The organism is Sphingobacterium olei, from assembly GCF_005048855.1.
Classification (GTDB): Bacteria; Bacteroidota; Bacteroidia; order Sphingobacteriales; family Sphingobacteriaceae; genus Sphingobacterium; species Sphingobacterium olei.
The window spans coordinates 415,057-437,569 of the sequence record NZ_SUME01000002.1 but is presented as its reverse complement, the minus strand read 5'-3'; the positions used below and the strand labels follow the sequence as shown (position 1 = coordinate 437,569).

Sequence of the window (22,513 nt, the reverse complement as noted above, 5' to 3'; positions counted from 1 at the left end):
ATGAAAAGATTATTAGTCGTTTTAGCGGGGTTATTTACAGCCCTTTCTTTTAGTTCCTGTGGTTACAACACGATGGTTTCAAAAGACGAAAATGTAAAAGGAAAATGGGCCCAGGTGGAAAATGCATACCAGCGGCGTGCAGATTTGATTCCCAATTTGGTTTCTACCGTAAAAGGGGCTGCTCAACATGAAGAAAACACGCTAACAGCAGTTGTAGAGGCACGTGCTAAAGCTACTTCGGTAACAGTAGATCCTTCTAATTTATCAGAAGAAGCGATTGCAAATTATCAACAAACGCAAGATGCACTATCTCAATCCATCGGTCGATTATTGGTGAGTGTGGAAGCTTATCCTGATTTGAAAGCTAATTCGAATTTCCAGGAATTGCAGGCACAGCTAGAGGGTACTGAAAACCGTATCTCTGTAGAACGTAGAGCGTATAATGAAGCAGTTCAAGATTACAATACGACGGTTAGAAGTTTCCCAAATAACATCATGGCTGGTGTTTTTGGTTTTAAGGCTAAAGGTACATTTGCAGCGACTGAGGGGGCTGATAAGGCACCGACAGTTTCATTCTAGGATAAAAAAATATATAGTTTAGAAGAAAGATAAAGCCAAGGAGAATCAGGAATAAAAATGGCAGTATTAAGCGCAGAGGAACAAGAAAAGGTAGTTCATGCCATTAGTTTGGCTGAAAACAAAACATCTGGCGAAATCCGGGTAGTAGTAGAGAATATCGTAGGTGACGTGGATCCTATTACCAAGGCAAAAGCGTATTTCGAGGAACTGGAAATGCATAAGACCACACTTCGGAATGGTGTGCTCATTTATCTTGCCGTAGCGGATCATCAATTTGCGATCATAGGAGATGCTGGTATTGATCAATATGTGCAACATGATTTTTGGGAAAGTACGAAGGAAAAAATGGTTTCATTTTTTCGCAACGGAGATTATGTAAATGGTCTCATTGACGGTATCCACGAAGCTGGGGATCAGCTACAGCAATTTTTCCCTCGACAAGAGGATGATATTAACGAACTCCCTAACGATATATATTTTGGAAAGCACTAATTGCATAATGAGAACAACTTTTATAGCCGTTACTATTAGGATCAGGACTTTATTTACTATACTATTTTTTATCGGATTACATGCTACTCCTTTATTCGGTCAGGATTTACCGTCCGCACCGAATAGCTTGGTAAGCGATTTCACCAATACGTTAAGCAGTAGTGAAATAAATGATTTAGAGCTGAAACTTCTCGCTTTTGAAGATAGTACATCTATTCAGATCGCGGTAGTTTTAATAAATTCTACCAATGGATACGATATAGCCGACTATGCGGTACGGTTAGCTCAAAAGTGGGGTGTGGGGCAATCAAAATATGATAATGGGATTATGGTTCTAGCTGCTCTCGGGGATCGTGCCGTTACCATTCAGACTGGATATGGCATTGAGGGTGCTGTACCCGATGCAATTGCATTCCGGATCATTGAAAATGATATTAAACCGAATTTTCGTCGGAATGCCTATTACGATGGTTTAAATTCGGCAACGAGTTCGATAATTGCTTATACCAAAGGTGAATATAAGGCAGATCCGAAGGCAAGAGGGGATTCTCGTGGAAAAGGTGGTGGCTTTTTGCTTGTTATTATTATTTTTGTCATTATCGCACTTATCTCTAAAGGAGGTGGCGGCGGGAAGAATAAAGGTGGCCGTATGATGAATGGTAAAGGCTCTTCCGATCTATTTTGGTGGGCTTTGTTACATGGATTAGCTGGTGGAGGCGGTCGGTCCGGTGGATCAGGTGGTTTTGGGGGCGGAGGTTTCGGCGGCGGAAGTGGTGGCTTTGGCGGTTTTGGAGGCGGTGGCTTCGGAGGCGGTGGAGCAAGTGGCCGATGGTAACACAATAAATAATGAAAAATTACAGTTAAATAATATGAAGAATTTAATTTTATTGGGAGCGGCTTTAGTACCGTCTCTATTATTTGCTCAGGAAGACTATACGATAAAAGGGAAGATAGGATCTTTTAACTCACCTGCTAAGGTATATATGCAATATGCTGATAAGGGCCAGCGGTTAATAGATTCGGCTAATATTGCGAATGGTGAGTTTAAATTTAACGGAACGGTACAAGAACCTACGCAAGCTTATTTGATTCTTTCTCCAGAGGGACTTCCGCTTCGCGAGTTGCAAAATCCAGATGTTAATTCGTTGTATCTTTCTAAAGGTGTTATTAACGTAACAGGAGCAGACCTCAAAAATGCTGCGATTTCAGGTAATGCGCTTAATGAAGAAATGACTGTTTATAAAGTGCAACTGAAGCAGGTAGAAGAAGGTTTCAAAGCACTTAATACCGAATATGCAGCGGCTTCATCAGAGAAAAAGGAAGATGAGGCATATATTGCAGAACTGCAAGGTCGAGCACAGGAATTATATAAATTACAAAGTTCATTAAATGAGCAATTTATAAAGGATAACCCGAAAAGCTATATTTCCTTAAACTTGGTGGATGAAATGCTTACTCCTGCTACTATAGCAAGCTTTGAACCCGCATTTCAAAATTTGTCTGCCGATCTTAAAAATTCCGCTAAAGGAAAATCGATCACAGAAAAGATTGAGGGTATGCGTAAGTTAGCAGTAGGCGCTACAGCTCCGGACTTTACATTGCCGGATACAAGCGGGAATGATTTATCTCTTTCATCGTTACGCGGAAAATATGTACTAGTCGATTTTTGGGCAAGCTGGTGTGGACCATGTAGACATGAGAACCCGGTTGTTGTGGCGGCCTATAACAAATACAAAGATAAAGGTTTTACAATTTTGGGTGTCTCTTTGGATAATCCGGGTAAAAAAGATGCCTGGATGAAAGCCATTGCAGATGATGAATTAGCACAGTGGCCACAGGTATCTGATCTTAAAGGCTGGCAATCCGACGTGGTAAAATTGTATTCTATTCGTGGCATCCCTCAAAACTATCTGTTGGATCAAGAAGGGAAAATTGTTGCTTCCAATTTGAGGGGGGCAGCTTTGGAAGAAAAGTTGGCTGAATTACTAAATTAACCCTGATATAGACATAAAAAACAAAAGGGCTTTAAAATTTTTAAAGCCCTTTTGTTTTTTATAACGATAGAATCTCTACTATTCGTGTCAGATTAGTATTTATTTTGTTGATGTGTTTTATAGCCTTATTGAAAGGAGTGAACTGTACATTGCCACATATTAATCCTGCCATCTCACCACGTCGACCTTCTAATAGACCTTCTACTGCCGCAACACCTAAACGACTTGCCAGGACACGATCCATACAGGTGGGTTTGCCACCACGCTGAATGTGTCCTAATATGGATACCCTCACATCGTAGTGTGGAAAGTTCGATGTGATTTTTTCGGCTACGACTAACCCTCCTTCTTTATCCCCTTCGGCAACGATGATGATGCGTGAAGATTTGTTTTTGCGTGATTTATCAAGCCGCTTCATAATTGCATCGTAATCTACTTCCAATTCCGGAATAAGAACAGCTTCTGCTCCCGTGCTAATACCAGACCGTAAGGCAATTAAGCCAGAGTCACGACCCATCACTTCAACAACAAATAGACGGTCATGAGATTCTGCCGTATCTCTAATTTTGTCTACGGCGTCTACTACAGTATTGATCGCGGTATCGTAACCAATGGTGAAGTCGGTGCCCGCTAGATCGTTATCGATCGTACCCGGCATACCCATTATTGGAATGTCAAATTCTTCAATGAACTTAGATGCCCCTGTAAAAGTGCCATCGCCACCAATTACCACAAGGGCGTCGATATTCAGTTTTTTAGTATTTTCGTATGCTTGCTTACGACCTTCGTAAGTTTTAAACTCTTCGCTTCTTGCTGTTTTCAATACCGTACCGCCACGTTGGATGATATTGGCAACGGATTTGGCATCCATGGCAATTATTTCTCCATTTACCAATCCATCATATCCTCTTTTTACTCCAAAAACATTTAATCCGTGATATATTCCTGTTCTTACCACAGCACGGATGCCCGCGTTCATGCCCGGCGCATCTCCTCCTGATGTTAAAACTGCTATATTTTTTATTTTAGTCATATGTTCAAACTTAGATAAATTTGCTTTTATATGCAATACAATTATAATCGGTTTTTATAATTATTTCGCCGCTTTATAGGCATCGACTCCAGATTGCAGGTATTCCGCATATTTTTCAATATCGTAATTTGCTCCGCTGGAGGGAATCAGAAGTTCTCCCTTATTGTCTACGATGGCATATAGAGGCTGCGAATTACTACGAAATTGAGTAATTTGGAAATCCGTATTCTTTTTTCCAACTGTATTTATTTTTTTTCCGGTTTGAGGTGATATATATTGTTCTGACTCTGGAAGTTTTAGATCATGCTCATCTACATACAATTCCACCAAAATGAACTCGTTGTTGATGAGGTCTTTAACCTTCTGATTTGACCATACATCCGCTTCCATTTTACGGCAATTTACACAGGTCCATCCCGTAAAGTCTATCAACAAAGGTTTTTGCTGACTTTGTGCCGCAGCTAACGCTTCATCGTAGTCGTAATAGGGATCAAATCCCTTTATGGTAGTCCGACTATGGAAATGGGTGTAATGTTTCCTGTTAACCGCATCCGCATTATGATTGCTGCCTGTTCCGACACCTGCAGACACATCAAAATCCTGTGTGCCGATCGGAGGTAGGAAGGCGGCTATTGATCTCAATGGTGCTCCCCATAGTCCGGGGACCATGTACACGACAAATGAGAATACAATAATAGCTAGCATAGTGCGTGGAACTGATAAATATGATAAGGGACTATCATGTGCAAATCTGATTTTACCGATTAAGTATAAACCCATTAAGCCAAATATCACAATCCAAAGGGAGAGGAAAACCTCCCGATCCAGCAATTGCCAATTGTAGGCTAAATCTACATTTGATAGGAATTTCAATGCTAATGCCAGTTCCAGGAATCCCAAAACAACTTTTACATTATTCAACCAACCTCCCGATTTGGGTAATGATTTGAGCATGGAGGGAAACATCGCAAATAATACAAATGGAATGGCCAAAGCCAATGAAAAACCAAACATGCCGATTGCAGGTCCTAAACGTTCACCTTTTGTAGCGGCTTCAACCAATAACGTTCCTATGATAGGGCCTGTACAGGAAAAAGATACTACAGCGAGACTGGCTGACATAAAAAATAGACCTAACAACCCGCCTTTATCTGAATTGGAATCTATTTTATTAACGAAAGAACTCGGCAGTGTAATTTCAAAAGCGCCAAAAAAAGATGCTGCGAAAATGACAAGAAGCAGAAAGAATAGGAAGTTGAATACCCCATTGGTGGAGATCTGATTCATGGCTTCTGCGCCAAAGGCTATAGTAATAAGCATCCCCAACGCAACATAGATAACGATGATAAATATACCATATAACAAGGCTTGTGTTACTGCTTGAGCTTTGCTGCCCGATTTTTTTGTAAAAAAACTGACCGTCAAAGGCACCATTGGGAAAATGCAGGGCATCAAAAACGCAGCAAAGCCGCCAATCAAACCGGCTATAAAAATACCCCAAAGAGATTCATTTTTTTTGTCTGTGTTTTCCAATGTAATTGTTTCTGCTTCTGCATTTGCATCATCTTGATGGATGCTATCTGTACCGTCCGAAAAAACGATGTCTTCTGGAACTGCTACCAGGGAACTGGTGTCGGAAACTGTACCATCCGTAAATTCGATGTCATCGAAAGAGAGGAGCGTGTCTTCTTGAGCGAACGAGAAAGTAAATGAAAAAGCGAATATTGTTAATGTAAGTAACAGAAGGTACTTGTAAATTTTCATATGTATTGTATTGACTTTTTGATGGTCATATGCCTACCTATCCCAGGCAGGGAATATCTACGATTTATTCTCATTCGTGTTGGGATGCTTTGTGTCCGTGGGTATTTCATGAATGCGAAATAAAATCAGGTAAAAATAAAAAAAAGGCAGTATTAAACTGCCTTTTCAAATCTATTAGAGCCGTAATTATTTTATTGTGACTGTAAAATTATATTCATCCGGGGGAAGGCATTGTGTTTTATCGCAAGCCATAAACTCAACCGTCCCACTTAACGAAGTCGGTTTCGAAGTATTTAATTTTACTTTTTGCTGGAATACGACTTCTGTACTAAAATAGGGCACATCCATTTTAAATACTTCTTCGAATTTTGTTTTTGGCTGAGGTTCTGCGGTCTTACCATTCAATGTAATATCTTTAGAAGTCTTATACGCAAAGGAGGTAGGGACAGGGCCGCCTTCTCCTACTGTTTGAGAGTATATGTGCCAACCGTTTTGAATGGTCGCTTTAATAAATACTACGGCTTCCTTACTGTTCAGCTTTTTTGAAGCTACAGACCACTTTACCGGATTGTGAATTTGAGCGAACGCTCCAGTTATTGTTAATAAAACAGCAACGATAAGTAAGCTAATTTTTTTCATCATCATTTTTCGTGTTTAAACCTTATTTTAAGACATTAAATAAAGTTAAAAGTTTAATGCTAAATTACATTTAACCCTATCCATCAGCAAGTAATTTTTTTGTTATAGCTGATATGTTATGTCTTTTAGGTCGTATTTTAATTTTTCCTGTCTGTACTCCATTTCCAGTAATCCATCTTCGCATACTTGTACTATGCGGGCTTCTAGCGTCTTTCCGTTCACGGTAAATAAAGCGTTTAAGTTCCTTCGGAATAAAAGTTGATTGTATCGTGTTAATAATTCGTCGTATTGCTCTTTTAATAACATTTCATTGTAAAATTTTAGTTTAGTTTGAATCTCGGTCACTAATGACAATATTGTCTTTTGCAATAATGGGTTTTCTTTATGGAGCGAAGTTGTTTTAAATGAAATTTCGGAAGGAAATTGGGACTGAAATACATTCAATCCTATTCCTACAACTGCATGCTTGATCTGTGAATGTGAAATTTTATTTTCGATTAATATTCCTCCAACTTTTTTGTTGCCGATCATGATATCATTTGGCCATTTGATACGAACTTCCAAAGGAATATGTATGGAAACGATATCATAAACCGCTAGACTTGAGATGATTGTCAGATAAAAATTTTTTTGAGGCGTTAGTTTTTGGGGGAATAAAATAAAACTCGCTGTTAAACTTTCACCCGGTCGATCAATCCAGGTCGTGCCGCGTTGTCCTTTGCCTGCCGTTTGTTTTATTGCCATAATGGCAGTGTATTCTTCTAGTGGCGTGAAATTTGACAATAATTGTTTTAAATAATCGTTCGTAGAAGTTGTTTCGGTTAGAACAATTACGTTCTGAGCGTTAGAATGTCCAAAAAATGTGTTATTTTGCAAAAGAATAATATTTAAATGAATTAATAAAGCTATAATAATTCTTAATGAGTAAAAAGAAAAATTCAGAATTGTCTGCAAAACTGGCGGAAATTGTAGTTCATGGGATGCAGGAAAAGAAGGGTAATGAGATTGTGAGATTGGATATGAGAGAAGTAAATGCAACAATTTCGGATTATTTTGTCATCTGTCACGCAGATTCTAATATACAAGTTAATGCAATTGCAAAAAGTGTGGAAGACGAAGTTTTCAAAAGCTTAGGCCAGGATCCTTGGCATAAAGAAGGGCATGGAAATGGAGAGTGGGTATTATTGGATTTTGTGGATGTCGTAGTACATGTTTTCAAGACAGATAAAAGGTCTCATTATCGCATTGAGGATTTGTGGGGAGATGCAGAAGTCCAATCTTACCAAAGCGCCTAGTTAATATAATAAAATAAGAGACTGAAAGATACATAATGAAGAAAATTCCAAATAAAAAAGTAACGCCTATTCCACCGAAGTTTAATATGATGTGGCTTTATATCGCGATGATATTAGGCTTTTTCGCGCTTCAATACGTATTCAGTGGTAGTAGTGCAAAAGAAACCACGTACGAAAATTTTGAAAAAAATATGCTTTTGACGGGTGATGTTGAAAAGCTGGTCGCGCTTAAAGGTAACGATCTACTGGAAGTACAGGTTTATATTAAGAAAGATCGGTTAAAAGAAGACAAATATAAGGATGTAGCCCCATCGGAGAACAATCTAATGGTATCTCAATCGTCAGGACCTCAATATACCTTTACGTTGGGTTCGGATCAGATATTTGAGTCGAAGCTAAACGCCTCTCAAGAAAATTTACCGGAAGGCATAAATAAAGTAACTGTAGAATATGGAAGTAAGAATAGTCCATGGAGTGGATTTCTTGTTTCTTTCATACTACCTCTAGTCATTATTGTTGCGCTTTGGATGTTCCTGATGCGTCGAATGAATGGTGGTGGAGGTGGTGCAGGCGGCCAAATTTTTAATATTGGTAAATCGAAAGCACAATTATTCGATAAAGAATCGCAAATCAACATTACATTCAATGACGTAGCGGGACTAGAGGAGGCAAAACAGGAGGTAATGGAAATTGTCGATTTCCTGAAGAATCCCAAAAAATATACTGATTTAGGAGGCAAGATTCCTAAAGGAGCCCTTCTTGTAGGCCCTCCGGGAACAGGTAAGACCTTATTAGCAAAGGCCGTGGCAGGCGAGGCACAGGTGCCTTTTTTCTCTTTGTCCGGATCAGATTTCGTAGAAATGTTTGTGGGTGTAGGTGCTTCACGTGTACGTGATTTATTCAAACAGGCGAAGGAGAAAGCTCCGTGTATTATCTTTATCGATGAGATTGATGCAATTGGTCGTGCACGCGGTAAAAACTCAGTAATGGGAGGAAACGATGAACGCGAAAATACCTTAAACCAATTATTAGTGGAAATGGATGGATTCGGTACAAATGTCGGCGTCATCATATTAGCCGCTACCAATCGTTTAGATGTGTTGGACTCTGCATTATTGCGTCCCGGTCGATTTGATAGACAAGTTTCGATAGATAAGCCCGATTTAATTGGTCGCGAACAAATATTCAATGTTCATTTAAAACCGTTAAAATTATCGGAAGAAGTAGATGCTAAAAAACTTTCAGCTCAAACGCCAGGTTTTGCAGGAGCTGAAATTGCGAACGTTTGTAATGAAGCCGCTTTAATCGCAGCCCGTAAAGGGAAATCAGCAATTGATATGCAGGATTTTCAAGACGCGGTGGATAGAGTAATTGGTGGTTTAGAAAAGAAAAATAAAATTATATCGCCAGAAGAGAAGAAAATTGTAGCCTATCATGAAGCGGGACATGCTATTGCAGGTTGGTTCTTGGAACATGCAGATCCTTTGGTGAAAGTTTCGATCGTTCCACGTGGCGTAGCAGCATTGGGTTATGCGCAATATTTACCCAAAGAACAGTTCCTCTATACGACAGAGCAGCTTTTGGACAGTATGAGTATGACAATGGGTGGTCGTGTGGCAGAAGATATTACCTTCGGGCGTATTAGTACCGGTGCTCAAAATGACTTAGAGCGTATCACAAAGTTAGCTTATGCAATGACTGCTGTATATGGTATGAATGCAAAAGTAGGGAATGTTTCTTTTAGAGACAGTGGAGGTGAATCGCAATTTCAAAAACCTTATTCGGATCAAACGGCTGAATTGATTGACGAAGAGGTTCGTCTTTTGATTGCGAATGTATACGATCGTACCCGGAAACTGTTGCTGGACAAACAAGGGGGGTTGATTAAGATTGCTGAAAAATTATTGGAAAAAGAAATACTATTTCAAGCGGATTTAGAAGAGATATTAGGAAAACGTCCATTTTCTAACCGTACTACGTATGACGAATTTGTAAACGGCGGTGCCGATGGAGGAGGTGTTCCTCCCACGGAATTACCTTTGCCTCCAATACCTGAAGATGCGGTAAGTCCAGAGGTGCCAAAAATAAACGAAGAAAAATAGTTAAAATGAGCTGTGCTGTAGTAACAGTGCACTTATTTTTTTGTCATGAATATCAGAAATACAACCGCCAAGGAGCGAATGCTGAAGCAGATAAGGCAAGCTTTGTTGCAAAAGCGAGACAATCCCTATCCTGATTTTGAAGATGCTCCTCTTTACAAAGATGAAGATGAACCGTTGGACGTGACTTTTGCAAAAGAGTTTACAGCAGTAGCCGGTAATTTTGTTTATTGTGACGGCGAGATTTCCATCATTGAAAATTTGATTGCTTTAGTGGAGCAGCTGAATATTACTAAAATTCATGTGTGGGAGCCCGAGATCCAAAAGTTGTTGAGACATTATGGTTTTCCAATGATAACTTCCGACAGCAATTTTGAAGAGGCCGAAGCAAGTATCACGACTTGTGAATCTTTAATCGCTCGAAATGGAAGTATTATGATCTCAAATGCGAACGCCGGAGGCCGCCGTTTGAGTATTTATCCACCGATCCATATTGTATTTGCTAATGCTTCTCAGTTGGTAATGGATATTAAACATGCTTTTTTGCAAGTTAAAGAAAAATACAGAGGCGAATTGCCGTCAATGATTACTACTATTACCGGGCCTAGTCGAACAGCAGATATTGAGAAAACGCTCGTACTTGGTGCACACGGACCCAAAGAACTATATGTATTCCTAGTTGAAGACCGATTTTAATATATGATTTTAGAGTATTTGTATGCTACACCAGTAGCTAGTATTATCTTTGCTATTACCATAGCGACTAGTATTTATGTTTTTTCAAATCCGCAGATGTATGGAACGATGATGTTACATCCTTATAGCATACATCGTGATAAAACAAAGCTTTATACCATATTTACAAGTGGGATAATTCACGCCGATTGGGGGCATTTGTTGTTCAACATGTTTACGTTTTACTTTTTTGGCTTTGCATTAGAGCATTTCTTTGTGTTGGCAAGTGGTTCCATTGGTCACTTTTATTTTGCTCTTTTATATATTGTAAGTTTGGTGTTAAGTGACATACCAACAATTGTTCAGCAAAAAAATAACGCAGGCTATCATAGTCTAGGGGCCTCCGGTGCTATTTCGGCGGTGCTCTTTAGTTATATTTTGTTTCAACCGAAAGCGATGCTGGGTATTTTCATGGTGATACCTATGCCAGCCTATGTATTTGCCGTTTTATATATAATATATTGTATCTGGGCATCTAAAAATTCAAACGATCGCATCAACCACGATGCACATTTATTTGGTGCTTTAGCGGGAGTTTTAATTACGATATTATTGTATCCATGGATAATACGGCATTTTGTCGAGCAGTTTTAACCCATCCAATTTTCTCGATCTAAACTTCTAAATTGGATGGCTTCTGCAATATGTGCAGGTTGAATTTTTTCTGAGCTTTCCATGTCTGCTATCGTGCGCGCAACTTTTAGAATACGGTCATATGCTCTGGCCGAGAGATTAAGACGTTCCATTGCTGCGTGCAACAATTTTCTCCCCGTATCATCCAAAAGACAGATGTCACGTACAGATTTGGAACTCATCTGGGCATTACTGTGTACATGTGCATTATTTTCAAAGCGCTTTTCCTGAATCTTTCTTGCACCGATGACGCGTTGACGAATAGCACCGCTATCTTCTGCCGATCGTCCATTTGATAATTCTTTAAATTCGACGGGAGTAACCTCTACATGGAGATCAATACGATCAAGAAGGGGACCGGAAATTTTACTGAGATAACGTTGCACCACAGCACTGCCACAAATACATTCTCGTTCTGGATGATTGAAATATCCACAAGGGCAGGGATTCATAGCCGCAATCAGCATAAAGCTTGCCGGATATTCCACGGTAAATTTAGCTCTGGAAACGCTAATTTTCCGGGATTCTAATGGTTGTCGCATGACTTCAAGCACTGTTCTTTTGAACTCGGGTAATTCATCTAAAAATAAAACTCCATTATGTGCTAGAGAAATCTCACCTGGTTGAGGATTTGCACCTCCTCCTACCAGCGCTACGTCCGAAATAGTATGATGTGGATAGCGGAAAGGTCGTATGGTCATCAGTGCTTCAGAAGCAGAAAATTTTCCGGCCACAGAATGGATCTTGGTTGTCTCGAGTGATTCTTCTATGGTTAGGGGCGGCAAAATAGTGGACAATCGTTTAGCCAGCATCGTCTTTCCTGCCCCTGGAGGGCCTATTAAAATAACGTTGTGTCCTCCACATGCTGCAATTTCTAAGGCTCTCTTAATATTTTCCTGTCCTTTTACGTCTGCGAAGTCTACTTCGTAATTATTTATTTTATTGGCAAACTCATCATCAATGTTAACATTTGTAGGGGGTAGATGTACTTTCCCTTCAAAAAAGCCGACAACTTGATCCAAACGTTCTACACCTAAGATGTCTAAGTCCGAAACGATTGCCGCTTCTCTCGCATTGGCAGTAGGTAAAATAATACCTTTAAAACCATCCGCTTTAGCTTGAATAGCGATAGGGAGGGCTCCTTTTATGGATTGGATAGATCCATCGAGCGAAAGTTCTCCTAAGATAATGTAATTCGTTATTTCTTCATTCAGAATTTGTCCAGATGCAGCTAGTATTCCGATTGCAATACTAAGATCATAGGCGGAGCCTTCCTTGCGAATATCGGCCGGAGCTAAGTTGACCACTATTTTCTGTCGAGGCATTCGAAATCCTATTGCCATAATAGCACTTTCTATACGTTGCCAACTTTCTTTGACAGCATTATCCGGTAAGCCTACTATATAATATTTCGTGCCTGTAGAAATATTCACTTCTACATTGATCGTTGTCGCTTCAATTCCATAGACGGCGCTTCCAAAGGTTTTTACCAACATGTATCTAAATAAATAGGTTTCTTAAACTTAGATAAATTTGCTGTTATATGCAATTATAATCGTTTTTAATTTTGCTGAAAATCAATAAAATTCGTAACTTAAGGGAGTGATCCATGAAAATGCAAATAAAATTAAACGATTTTGGATTTTAGTTGTTTAATTAATATAGGAATAGATTGATAGAAAATAAATTAAATAGTAATGAACGATAGCGGAAAAATTGTAACAGCTTTGCTAGCAGGACTTGCTGTAGGAGCTGTTTTGGGTGTTTTGTTTGCACCTGAGAAGGGTGCTGAGACAAGAGACAAAATTAATGAGTCCTTAGCTGACTTGGGCGAAGCTTTGAAGGAAAGAGCTGAAGAGCAACTTGATCAATTGAATGATTTTAGAGAAAAAATTGTTTCGGTAGTGAAGACTAAACTTTCAAAGACCGATGTTATCTTAGAAGACGAAATAGAAGAACATGCTTAAATAGACGGCGAAAATCGTCGGGCGTGAATTTTAATCTAAAGAGCTGTGTAAGAACATGGCTCTTTATAAAAGCAAGAGCATGGAAGAGCAAAAATTTTCATTTTCGGGGAGTTTTCAAAAGATCAGAGAATATGTAGATACTCGGATCGATTTAGTCAGACTAAAAGTCATTGCGAAGTCCTCGCGAATAATAGGCGCATTGGTCGTCGATGTAAGTAAATTGATTTTATTATTAATAATCATTTTTTTCTTTTCGTTGGCTTTAGGTTTTTATTTGGGCGAACTTTTAGGAAGTTATTCTTTTGGGTTTTTAGCGACTGGCGGTATTTTTTTGGTGTTGTTGTTGCTAATCAAACTTTTTGAACCTAAATTAGAAGCAAAAGTGATGGAAATTACCATTCGGAAAGTCATGGGAAAGTGGAACGAAGATGATGAACATGTGGAAGGAGAGGAAGCCGATCAGGAATTGACTGACTTAGCGGAAAAGGTTGAAAAGGATGTTAAAGAAATTATTAAAAAGGATTTGAACCATGAGTACGAAAATAAATAATATCGTTGAATTGAAGTTAGAGATCGCTCGCCTGAAAAAGTTGAAAAGCGAGCAGGAGCTTTATTTGGATACTCAATATACGTTGATGCGCACAAAATTGGAGACTCCATATCGGGTGATTCGCACGATTACATCGCAGATACCGGGTTATGGATTGGTAAAGGGATTGATATCTTCAGCGTCTAACATGGATTCGGATAATAATATGAAAAAGGGAAGTAGTTCTGATTGGTTGACCCGTACGCTACAATTGGGACTTCCCTTTGTCTTGAATAAGACATTTCTTAAGAAATCAGGTTGGCTGAAAAAGTCTTTAGTATTGTTGGCATCGGAAACTGCTGCAGGACAAATCAATCAAAATAGTGTTACGGGTGTGATATCTAAAATAACCGAGTTCGTAAAGCCTAACAAGAAGAGAAAGAAACACAAGGACGTTCCTCCGTTGGAAGAAGAACCTGATGTTATTAATTTTGGTGTTGCGCCAGGTGGTGAAACGTATTAAAGTTCTTTTTCTTTAAAATCAATGTATGCACGTTTAATCCCTTCTTCCAAAGGGATTTTGTGTTTCCAGCCCAGGCTATGAAGTTTGGACACATCCATTAGTTTGCGGGGCGTGCCATCCGGTTTGGAGGGATCAAATGTGATTTCACCTTTATATCCGATGAGATCTTTTATAAGTAAAGCGAGATCTTTGATACTAATGTCGTGGCCAATTCCAATATTCACGAACTGTTCTCCATCATAGTTTTTCATCAAAAAGATACAGGCATCAGCAAGATCTTCGGAAAACAGAAATTCACGAAGGGGAGTGCCTGTGCCCCAAATGGTAACTTCAGGAAAGTTGTTTTCTTTCGCCTCGTGAAAGCGACGAATCAAAGCGGGCAAGACGTGAGAATTTTGTGGATGGTAATTGTCATTTATGCCGTATAAATTAGTTGGCATGACAGAAATGAAATTACAATTGTATTGGGCGCGATAGGATTCACACATTTTTATGCCGGCTATTTTTGCAATAGCATAAGGCTCATTAGTAGGTTCTAACGTGCCTGTTAATAAATAATCTTCTTTAAGAGGCTGGGCCGCTAATTTAGGATAAATACACGAAGAACCTAAAAACATTAATTTTTGAACGTTGTTTACATATGATTGATGGATAACATTGTTCTGAATAGCAAGATTTTCGTAGATGAAATCAGCGCGGTAAATATTATTAGCCATAATTCCGCCTACTTTTGCGGCTGCTAGAAAAACATATTGGGGTTTTTCTTGAGCAAAAAAATAGGCAACTTCAGTTTGATTTCTAAGATCTAACTCCTTAGAGGTTCGGGTTAGAATGTTGGTATATCCCAATTCCATCAATCTGCGGTGAATAGCTGAACCGACCATTCCTCTATGCCCTGCAACAAATATTTTTGCTTCTTTTTCCACGATAAATTATTGATTCCTGCAAATATAAGGTTATTTTTGCGATTTAATATTTGGTATGGGTAAGGATAAATTAAGAAAATTCGCAGAAGTAGCGACATTCAAAAATGTTGTTCAATTGGACGAAGGTTTGGGATATAAAGGAAAATGGTCTTCCGAGTTCTTCGGAAATGATAAACCTTTAGTTTTGGAATTGGCATGTGGCAAAGGGGAATATACCGTGAATTTAGCAAAACTATTCCCGGACAGAAACTTTATCGGAATAGATTACAAAGGAAACCGTATTTGGAGAGGTGCAAAAACGGCTTTGGAGGAAGGAATTGCCAATGTGGGATTTTTGCGTATTCAAATTGAGAAAATCTTAGAATTTTTTACAGAAAATGAAGTGTCGGAAATATGGATTACATTCCCTGATCCGCAACCGCAGGATAGCAGAGAAAAGAAAAGATTAACAAATCCTAGGTTTTTAGAGCGTTACCAGCTTGTTCTTAAAGAAGAGGGGATGATGCATCTAAAAACGGACAACGATGGATTTTATGCCTATACACTGGAACAATTAACGTTATTAGAAGCTCCTAAAAATAGAGAAACAACGGATCTGTACAAGTCGGATTTAGTAGATGAGGTATTGTCTATTAAAACATATTATGAACGAAAATATCTCGCTGTTGATAAAAATATAAATTATGTTCAGTGGAAATTTAAAAAATAACCAAGGTGCTTTCGTAAGTAAGACATCATCGTCACTGCGAGGAGGCACGAGGCGGCAACCTTTTTTAATACGTGAATATAGATTGCTTCGTTGTTATTGTTCCTTCTCGCGATGACGTTTTCTTTTGATACAGCCCCTTTTGATTACGCTTGCTCTTTAGAAGGGAATTTTTTATGCTTGCGCTTGCTTATTTTTTCAAGATTTACCGGTTGAGGCACTTTTACATAATACCCTGTTCCGTCATATTCTCGTTTGTGTGGATTTGATTTGCACTTGTCTGAGCAACAGCCTTCCATTTCCCACCCGCATTCATCACATTGCGTAAAGTGCTCGTTGCATTCCGCGTTTGCACAGTTTATCATTTTGGGAGTTGTTGTACCACAGTTTCTACACGTGGAAACGACGACAGGGTTTACGTTATTAATATCAACTGTCACTCGGTTATCAAAAACATAGCACTTCCCTTCAAAGTCTTTGCCGCCTGCCTCTTTGCCATATTTGATAATTCCGCCATGCAACTGATATACTTCTTCAAATCCTTCTTGTAGTAGGAGAGCAGAAGCTTTTTCACATTTGATCCCTCCCGTACAGTAGGTCAAAATCTTTTTGCCCTTGTATTGCTCCAGTTCTTTAACTTTCTCTGGAAATTCCCGAAAATTTTCGATGTCTAGAGTTACTGCATTTTTAAAGCGACCTACGTTGTGTTCGTAATTTGATCTCACATCCAGTACGACTACATCATCACGGTCTTTCATCTCCATAAACTCGGTGGGTTCCAAATGTATACCGGTTTGTTTGTTTGGATCAATGATTTCAGGATTTCGAAGTCCGGAGTGTACGATCTCAGATTTGTAGCGGCAATGCATTTTAATAAAGGAAGGTTCTTCTACTTCGTCAATTTTAAAATCTGTTTTTGCAAAACGGGTATCCGCGTGTATGGCATCCATGTAAGCCTGACAAGCTGTTGGTGTGCCAGACACTGTGCCATTTAACCCCTCATCGGCAACGATAATTCGACCAACTAAGCCTAGTGATTTACAAAATTCTAAATGATCTGCAGCAAACTGTTCTGCATGTTCGATAGGGCTGTAACAGTAGTACAGCAATGTTTGATATTGTGCCATATTTTCATTGATACCGCTGCAAACGGCGTTTAATGTTAAAAATTTCTACCAACAAAGTTAGGAAAAAAATATTACTTCTTAATTAGAGGCGTTAAGAGATACTCAAGACCATTCAATTTGATTTCATATAGCGTAGCCAGTTGGATTCCTAGTTTTCCTGGAGGGAATCCTTTTTTATGAAACCATACTAAGTAAGGTTCCGGCAAACGGCATAGTAACCATCCTTGATATTTTCCAAATGGCATTTTCGAATTCGCTAGCTCTATTAGTAATTCAGGATTAAAAAAATCATTCTCTTGTTTTGCCATGTATGATGCGGTGTTTGAGTAGGCGGAATGCAATGATGCAGTGATTTATAAAGTTTGGAATTGTTCCGTAGTGTTTTTTTAAAATTTGGTAACGTTCTTTGAGGCTTTGTTGATGTCTCTTCTGCGATATACCACCCACCAAATACTTCGCTACATATTGATGAATATTTACCGTAGTTTTAGCCTTTTTTGCAGCGCGTATTACCCAATCGATATCTGCACTCAATTGATATTGCTGGTCATAGGGTTCTGCAATCGTCCGTTTCACATAGATAGCTTGATGGCACACATTCATGCCATAACGGAATGATTTCCAATCAAATGTTTTGGGAGCTGCATGTCTGCGATCACCAACGATATGACGTTGCTCGTCCACGAGTTTAGTTTCGCCGTAGATAATATCCGCATTATTTCCTTTTTCTACAATTTGTTGGATCGTATTTAAATCGAACAGTTCATCTCCTGAATTCAAAAATAGAACATAATCGCCCGTTGCGGCCATTAAACCTTTATTCATGGCATCATAGATACCATTGTCTTTTTCCGAAATAACTTTCGATATCCGATCTTTATATGTCTTGATTATATCAAGAGTGCTGTCCGTAGATGCGCCATCCACGATAATGTATTCTATATTTTTATACGTCTGCTCAAGTACGGATTTTATGGTGTATTCGATATCCCGAACGTTATTGTAAACTATAGTTATAATGGAAACTAAAGGATATTTCATCGTGTGGAAAGATTATGTAATTTGTTTTTTAACCATCTTTTCAATCGATCCATTAGGGAACCTTTCCTATGTTTGAAGAAATATTTCAACGCATGGTAACCTTGTACATTTTCTACTATAGCAGCTGGAAAATGCGTTACTTTGTCCTTTTTTACTTCGGTATCAAACATATCGCTAATTGCGGAATGTATACCTGTACCATCATGCCCAATATTGGTAATTAACGAGGACGAGCATTGTAATCCTAGACCTCCTTGTAAAAAGACGGAGGCATACCACCGTACTGCCCAGGAGTTAATCAGACCTTTTCGTTGAAGATTAATCTGACGCCAGAAATTCATGCTATGTTCAAATGAAAAGGCCTTTACCTTTTTCCGATTGAATTGCGCGATTAACTTTTCAGTATCGGGTTCAAAATGTTGCCAGGCCCGATCCCATGTAGCCCATGCTTGACTGGAAACCAATCTTGTGAAGAAGGTCTCGTCGAGGCCCGTCTTGTCAATATTATACATATAACTGCCAATATGCATTACTTTTTCTTCATTAACATATAATCTCAATGCATCGTTAAAGTACTGCAGCGCATGGGGACTTAGTAATACGTCATCTTCTAAGATAATAGCCCGTTTATGTTTTTGAATTATTGTAGAAACGCCGTCAATCACATTAGCAGCCAAGCCGATGTTTTTTTCTCTTTCAATGACATAAATATTTTTAAAACCCCATGCTTCCCTGATTATTCTTCGGACTTCATTAACTTTCTCATCCTGTTTAGATGTTTTAGCCCCATCCGAAAAAATATACAAGATGGAGTCTTTAGCAAGATTGCTTTTTTCTAATGTATTTAGTGTTTCTTTTGTATGCCAAGGACGATTGTATACAAAAAGTATTATGGGACTTAAATCCTGCATAATTTGGAATTACTTTTTATTGTTATAAAAATCAAAATAATAATTTGCAATTACAATAATTCAAAATAGAAACATTCTTAAGAATAGGAGTTTAAACGATTAAGAAAGCCACCGACAGACATTTATACTCCTAAACAATTATTAGATCGGTAGAATAAGGATGTGGTTTTCCCATGAATAGCTCCAATAGCGATTCCGGTAAAAGGAATGTGTTTAAAGCCCAGAGATTCCATTAAAGGAAAAATTTCTGCGTATTTTGCCCTCTCACTGTCATCAAAAATAATGACCCCCGATTTAGTTAGTCTTTGGACCGCATTCTTAATACAGGATACTCGGTTGCGACCATCTATTAAAATGATGTCATAATGAACATTTTGTCTTAAAGGAGTAGCCTCGTATTCTCCATTTTCAATTGATACATAATTAAGAGTGACGTTTTTAGGAATGTCTGACTTTATCGTTTCAAACCAGAATTTATCATGTTCAATGGAATAAATATTTTTTACATGTTTTGAAAAATATAGTGTAGAATTCCCGGAACCAAATTCAAAAAATATCAGCTCATTGGAGAGCCGTTTTTCAATGAAATCTAAAAAAGAATATGTTAGCCACGGAATTACCTGACCTTCATTGGTGATAGACTGTCGTTTAATGTAAGATCGATTCCAACCTTTTTCGAATAAATAGCCTTTTATAGCTAGACTGATGATGCCTCGCATTAGTCTTAGATTGAAGAGGTTTTTGTATTTTTTTTTCATTAGCGATCTATTTTTCGGCGAATATGTCTTAACATTAATTCAAAAATGTCAAGTAAAAATAGGGATTTCGCCGACAAAATTCCTATTTTTCTCGTTTATACAAAAATTAACACACTAAAATGAGTTGATGTAAAACGTAAAATAGTGTCGTTACTTTTTATAAGTCTAGCTGAGTACAGATATCATTGTATGTTTAGAATCTAGGGCTTTGTTTTAAAAATAATAATAATTGATGTTTTTATATTTTTCTTTTTTTTATTATTTCCAACGCCTCTTTCAATGCTTCTGCTTTTAGCAAATACATTATTCCAATATATATACCACCTGCAATGAAAATTTTACTTATAAAGCGGAAATAAATAAGGTCGATATTTAAGGTGATGAAGTGAGTTGCTAATATAACGCAGGCTGTTATTAAGCTGTATTTCCCCACCATGTTGAATAGAAGCGAATAAGGAATTGAGGTGATCTTGCAAACATAGTGCTGCCAAACCAATAACCAAATTATATTTAGAACGGCATAACCTGCAATCATTGTTGTTATGCCATAGGGGTAAATTATCAGCTGTAGAGCGATCTGTAATAAACAGAGCGAGATGGTTATAGTTCGGTAAATGTCGGACTTTCCACTACTTAATATCAACTGTGTGTACAAAATCGATACGATCAAAAAGGGAGAGACCAATGTAAGGAACTGTAAAAATACAGCGCTTTCAATCCATTTCTCCGTAATCAAAATTACAATGAGGTCTTGGGCAGATAATGATAATATAAACATGCAGGGAAAGGCGATGAAACAGGTGAAATCTACTAACTTAATAAATATCCGATTATGGCGTTCTTTGGAATCCCTGACCTCGGATAATAGAACTTGCGTTATGTTCTGGAGCATTCCCGATATTACGGATTGGCTTGTCGTTGTCCATTTATTTCCCTGTGTGTAGTTCCCGACATCAATGGTATTATAAAACTTTCCCAATAAGGGCGCAAAAATATTATTGCTGATCTGGCTCACAATATTAGTAGTTAGTATATTTAAGCTGAACGGAGCCATTTCTTTAATAGGTGTCAGACTGAATGTAAAAACTGGTCTGAAGGCGGAATAGTGCCAGAATAACAGCATGACGATAAATTGGTACACGACATTGATGCTTGCATATGCCCAATAGCTATAGCCAAGCAGCGCAAGTGTAATCCCGGCAACATTGGATATAATAGATCCGGTTATTGCAGCGAAGGCACGATGCTTTATTTGTTGGTTTTTAAGTAAATATGCATTTTGAGCGACGGAAAAACTAGAAAATAGAATAGTAATAAAACAATATCGTGCCAAGGAAACGATTCTCGGCTCATCAAAAAAAGCGGCTATAGTAGGTGCAAGAAAATAAAGAGAAATATAGAGGAATGTACCTAAAGAAACATTGAACCAAAATATGGAATTGTAGTCTCTTTTATCAATGACTTTCCTATTGATTAATGCTGTTAAAAATCCGGATTCCTGAATTGAAGTGGCAACTAACGTAAAAATAAGGACCATTCCTACAATTCCGTACTCCGTGGGAGAAAGAATTCGAGATAAGAAGATCCCAAAGGCTAAAGTTAGTATCTGAAGGACTAAATTGCTTGAGCCACTCCAAAAAAAATTTTTTAGTGTCTTTTTCTTTAGTGAATTTTCTTCTTCGTTCACGATCTAAATAATAAGCTCTCCATTAGAAAATTCCGTTGCTATATAACGGACAAGTACTTTTCAAATTCTTTTAATGACTTGTCAGAAGGCGATAAATCAGTAACTAAATAGCTTACATCTTTAAGCGGTGCTACACGCATCTTTTGATTGGAATTCAGTTTTTCCGCGATACTTAAAATCGCAACATGTTTAGAACATTTGATCATCGCACGTTTGATCTGTACAACTTCCCAATCTGAATCGGTAATACCCTCTTCGACAGAAAGGCTGTTGGTGCCCAATAAACAGAGATCGACACGTATGTCTGCGAGTTCGTTAATTACCTGTGAACCGGTGACGATATTCGTGTTTCTAGATAGCTTACCGCCAATTAGAATAACTTCGATGTTCTCCTTTTCAGCTAATTCGAGCGCCACCAGAGGACTGATTGTAAAGAAAGTACATTGTATGTCATTCGGAATAAGGCGAGCTAATTCTATCATTGTTGTGCCCCCTCCAATTAAAACAGTCATGCCGTTGGTGATCAATGATAGTGCTTTGCTCGCAATTTCTTTTTTACCCTCTTTTGCATATACGTTTCCTTCTTGGAAAGGGAATTGAAAAGATTTTGAAAGTGCGCCGCCATATACTTTGATTACTTGTCCGTTTTCGGCCAACTCATTCAGGTCTCTACGAATAGTATCTTCGGAAACATTCAGTTGAACACTTAGATCCGATGAAAGTACTTTATTGTGCAGATTTATTTGATGAACGATGTAGGCTTGTCTTTCTTCTTTAAGCATGAGTATGTGTTTTATTATTGATCATTTTTTTTTGTATCGGAGTCTGTCGCCGGTTTAGTTACACCCGCTTTGAAGCGAGGTTTGAAGCCTGTAGGTTTACTGGTTTCAGGAGCTTCTTCGGAAGCTTTACTTTCGGTTTCTTCGTTTGTACTCAGTTCGGTTGGAACCGGTTTAGTTACACCCGCTTTGAAGCGAGGTTTGAAGCCTGTAGGTTTACTGGTTTCAGGAGCTTCTTCGGAAGCTTTACTTTCGGTTTCTTCGTTTGTACTCAGTTCGGTTGGAACCGGTTTAGT

The 22,513-nt window shown here is 38.4% G+C and carries 26 protein-coding genes; 12 read left to right on the top strand and 14 right to left on the bottom strand.

From position 1 onward, the window contains the following. From FAZ15_RS06185 to FAZ15_RS06170, 4 genes are read left to right on the top strand one after another with little or no spacing between them, the layout of a single operon-like run. Positions 1–579 (top strand): LemA family protein, encoded by a 579-nt coding sequence (locus FAZ15_RS06185; protein ID WP_136900442.1) that lies wholly within the window; start codon positions 1–3, stop codon positions 577–579. Between the two features lie 57 nt (positions 580–636). Continuing rightward, positions 637–1,071 (top strand): TPM domain-containing protein, encoded by a 435-nt coding sequence (locus FAZ15_RS06180; RefSeq protein ID WP_136900441.1) that lies wholly within the window; start codon positions 637–639, stop codon positions 1,069–1,071. Between the two features lie 7 nt (positions 1,072–1,078). Continuing rightward, positions 1,079–1,906 carry a TPM domain-containing protein gene (locus FAZ15_RS06175; protein WP_136900440.1) on the top strand — a complete coding sequence of 276 codons (828 nt, stop codon included), beginning with the start codon at positions 1,079–1,081 and terminating at the stop codon, positions 1,904–1,906. Between the two features lie 34 nt (positions 1,907–1,940). Continuing rightward, positions 1,941–3,065 (top strand): redoxin domain-containing protein, encoded by a 1,125-nt coding sequence (locus FAZ15_RS06170; RefSeq protein ID WP_136900439.1) that lies wholly within the window; start codon positions 1,941–1,943, stop codon positions 3,063–3,065. 58 nt (positions 3,066–3,123) lie between these two features. On the opposite strand, the gene pfkA is transcribed toward FAZ15_RS06170, so the two are convergent. The 4 genes from pfkA to FAZ15_RS06150 form a co-directional block, all read right to left on the bottom strand. Next, the gene (gene pfkA / locus FAZ15_RS06165) at positions 3,124–4,098 is read right to left on the bottom strand and encodes a 6-phosphofructokinase (RefSeq protein ID WP_136900438.1); all 975 of its coding nucleotides are present in this window, start codon (positions 4,096–4,098) and stop codon (positions 3,124–3,126) included. Between the two features lie 60 nt (positions 4,099–4,158). Beyond that, positions 4,159–5,862 (bottom strand): protein-disulfide reductase DsbD family protein, encoded by a 1,704-nt coding sequence (locus FAZ15_RS06160; RefSeq protein WP_136900437.1) that lies wholly within the window; start codon positions 5,860–5,862, stop codon positions 4,159–4,161. Between the two features lie 186 nt (positions 5,863–6,048). After that, positions 6,049–6,501, bottom strand: coding sequence for a protein-disulfide reductase DsbD domain-containing protein (locus tag FAZ15_RS06155; RefSeq protein ID WP_202912341.1), 453 nt, complete (start codon positions 6,499–6,501; stop codon positions 6,049–6,051). A gap of 102 nt (positions 6,502–6,603) precedes the next feature. Further along, positions 6,604–7,377 carry a biotin--[acetyl-CoA-carboxylase] ligase gene (locus FAZ15_RS06150; RefSeq protein WP_162304892.1) on the bottom strand — a complete coding sequence of 258 codons (774 nt, stop codon included), beginning with the start codon at positions 7,375–7,377 and terminating at the stop codon, positions 6,604–6,606. 44 nt (positions 7,378–7,421) lie between these two features. Here FAZ15_RS06150 and rsfS point away from each other — a divergent pair, with 44 nt between their 5' ends. The 4 genes from rsfS to FAZ15_RS06130 are packed head-to-tail and all read left to right on the top strand — an operon-like array spanning position 7,422 to position 11,224. After that, a complete protein-coding gene (gene rsfS / locus FAZ15_RS06145) occupies positions 7,422–7,796 on the top strand; it encodes a ribosome silencing factor (RefSeq protein WP_136900434.1) in 375 nt (124 codons plus the stop codon). Positions 7,797–7,831: 35 nt separating this feature from the next. Next, positions 7,832–9,898: an ATP-dependent zinc metalloprotease FtsH gene (gene ftsH, locus FAZ15_RS06140; RefSeq protein ID WP_136900433.1), complete on the top strand. Its 2,067-nt coding sequence runs from the start codon at positions 7,832–7,834 to the stop codon at positions 9,896–9,898. A gap of 45 nt (positions 9,899–9,943) precedes the next feature. Next, positions 9,944–10,591, top strand: a complete 648-nt coding sequence (locus FAZ15_RS06135; protein ID WP_136900432.1) for a LutC/YkgG family protein — start codon at positions 9,944–9,946, stop codon at positions 10,589–10,591. A gap of 3 nt (positions 10,592–10,594) precedes the next feature. Further along, entirely contained in the window at positions 10,595–11,224 is a 630-nt protein-coding gene (locus FAZ15_RS06130; protein WP_136900431.1) for a rhomboid family intramembrane serine protease, read from the top strand. Here FAZ15_RS06130 and FAZ15_RS06125 read toward each other — a convergent pair. Further along, complete coding sequence (locus FAZ15_RS06125; RefSeq protein WP_136900430.1) at positions 11,221–12,759, bottom strand: YifB family Mg chelatase-like AAA ATPase; 1,539 nt, start codon at positions 12,757–12,759, stop codon at positions 11,221–11,223. The genes FAZ15_RS06130 and FAZ15_RS06125 overlap by 4 nt on opposite strands. Positions 12,760–12,960: 201 nt before the next feature. Here FAZ15_RS06125 and FAZ15_RS06120 point away from each other — a divergent pair, with 201 nt between their 5' ends. The 3 genes from FAZ15_RS06120 (at position 12,961) to FAZ15_RS06110 (ending at position 14,282) form a co-directional block, all read left to right on the top strand. After that, complete coding sequence (locus FAZ15_RS06120) at positions 12,961–13,230, top strand: YtxH domain-containing protein (protein ID WP_136900429.1); 270 nt, start codon at positions 12,961–12,963, stop codon at positions 13,228–13,230. A gap of 79 nt (positions 13,231–13,309) precedes the next feature. Further along, the gene (locus tag FAZ15_RS06115) at positions 13,310–13,780 is read left to right on the top strand and encodes a hypothetical protein (protein WP_202912328.1); all 471 of its coding nucleotides are present in this window, start codon (positions 13,310–13,312) and stop codon (positions 13,778–13,780) included. Next, positions 13,761–14,282 carry a hypothetical protein gene (locus tag FAZ15_RS06110; protein WP_136900428.1) on the top strand — a complete coding sequence of 174 codons (522 nt, stop codon included), beginning with the start codon at positions 13,761–13,763 and terminating at the stop codon, positions 14,280–14,282. Before FAZ15_RS06115 ends, FAZ15_RS06110 begins: the two co-directional genes overlap by 20 nt. On the opposite strand, the gene fcl is transcribed toward FAZ15_RS06110, so the two are convergent. Continuing rightward, positions 14,279–15,208, bottom strand: a complete 930-nt coding sequence (gene fcl, locus FAZ15_RS06105; RefSeq protein ID WP_136900427.1) for a GDP-L-fucose synthase — start codon at positions 15,206–15,208, stop codon at positions 14,279–14,281. The genes FAZ15_RS06110 and fcl overlap by 4 nt on opposite strands. 55 nt (positions 15,209–15,263) lie before the next feature. Here fcl and trmB point away from each other — a divergent pair, with 55 nt between their 5' ends. Beyond that, a complete protein-coding gene (trmB, locus tag FAZ15_RS06100; protein WP_136900426.1) occupies positions 15,264–15,917 on the top strand; it encodes a tRNA (guanosine(46)-N7)-methyltransferase TrmB in 654 nt (217 codons plus the stop codon). 143 nt (positions 15,918–16,060) lie between these two features. Here trmB and trhO read toward each other — a convergent pair whose 3' ends face one another. The 8 genes from trhO to FAZ15_RS22685 form a co-directional block, all read right to left on the bottom strand. Next, positions 16,061–17,041: an oxygen-dependent tRNA uridine(34) hydroxylase TrhO gene (gene trhO / locus FAZ15_RS06095; RefSeq protein WP_136900425.1), complete on the bottom strand. Its 981-nt coding sequence runs from the start codon at positions 17,039–17,041 to the stop codon at positions 16,061–16,063. 71 nt (positions 17,042–17,112) lie between these two features. Beyond that, a complete protein-coding gene (locus FAZ15_RS06090; RefSeq protein WP_136900424.1) occupies positions 17,113–17,349 on the bottom strand; it encodes a DUF3820 family protein in 237 nt (78 codons plus the stop codon). Next, positions 17,330–18,082 carry a glycosyltransferase family 2 protein gene (locus FAZ15_RS06085; protein ID WP_136900423.1) on the bottom strand — a complete coding sequence of 251 codons (753 nt, stop codon included), beginning with the start codon at positions 18,080–18,082 and terminating at the stop codon, positions 17,330–17,332. The genes FAZ15_RS06090 and FAZ15_RS06085 overlap by 20 nt, the downstream gene beginning before the upstream one ends. After that, a complete protein-coding gene (locus tag FAZ15_RS06080) occupies positions 18,079–18,993 on the bottom strand; it encodes a sugar transferase (protein WP_136900422.1) in 915 nt (304 codons plus the stop codon). Before FAZ15_RS06080 ends, FAZ15_RS06085 begins: the two co-directional genes overlap by 4 nt. Positions 18,994–19,115: 122 nt before the next feature. Further along, positions 19,116–19,751, bottom strand: coding sequence for a class I SAM-dependent methyltransferase (locus tag FAZ15_RS06075; protein WP_136900421.1), 636 nt, complete (start codon positions 19,749–19,751; stop codon positions 19,116–19,118). Between the two features lie 238 nt (positions 19,752–19,989). Then, positions 19,990–21,438, bottom strand: coding sequence for a lipopolysaccharide biosynthesis protein (locus FAZ15_RS06070; RefSeq protein WP_162304891.1), 1,449 nt, complete (start codon positions 21,436–21,438; stop codon positions 19,990–19,992). 38 nt (positions 21,439–21,476) lie between these two features. Then, a complete protein-coding gene (locus FAZ15_RS06065; protein ID WP_136900419.1) occupies positions 21,477–22,220 on the bottom strand; it encodes a DeoR/GlpR family DNA-binding transcription regulator in 744 nt (247 codons plus the stop codon). A gap of 14 nt (positions 22,221–22,234) precedes the next feature. After that, positions 22,235–22,513: hypothetical protein (locus tag FAZ15_RS22685; protein ID WP_202912327.1), on the bottom strand; the 279-nt coding region annotated here is incomplete at its 5' end.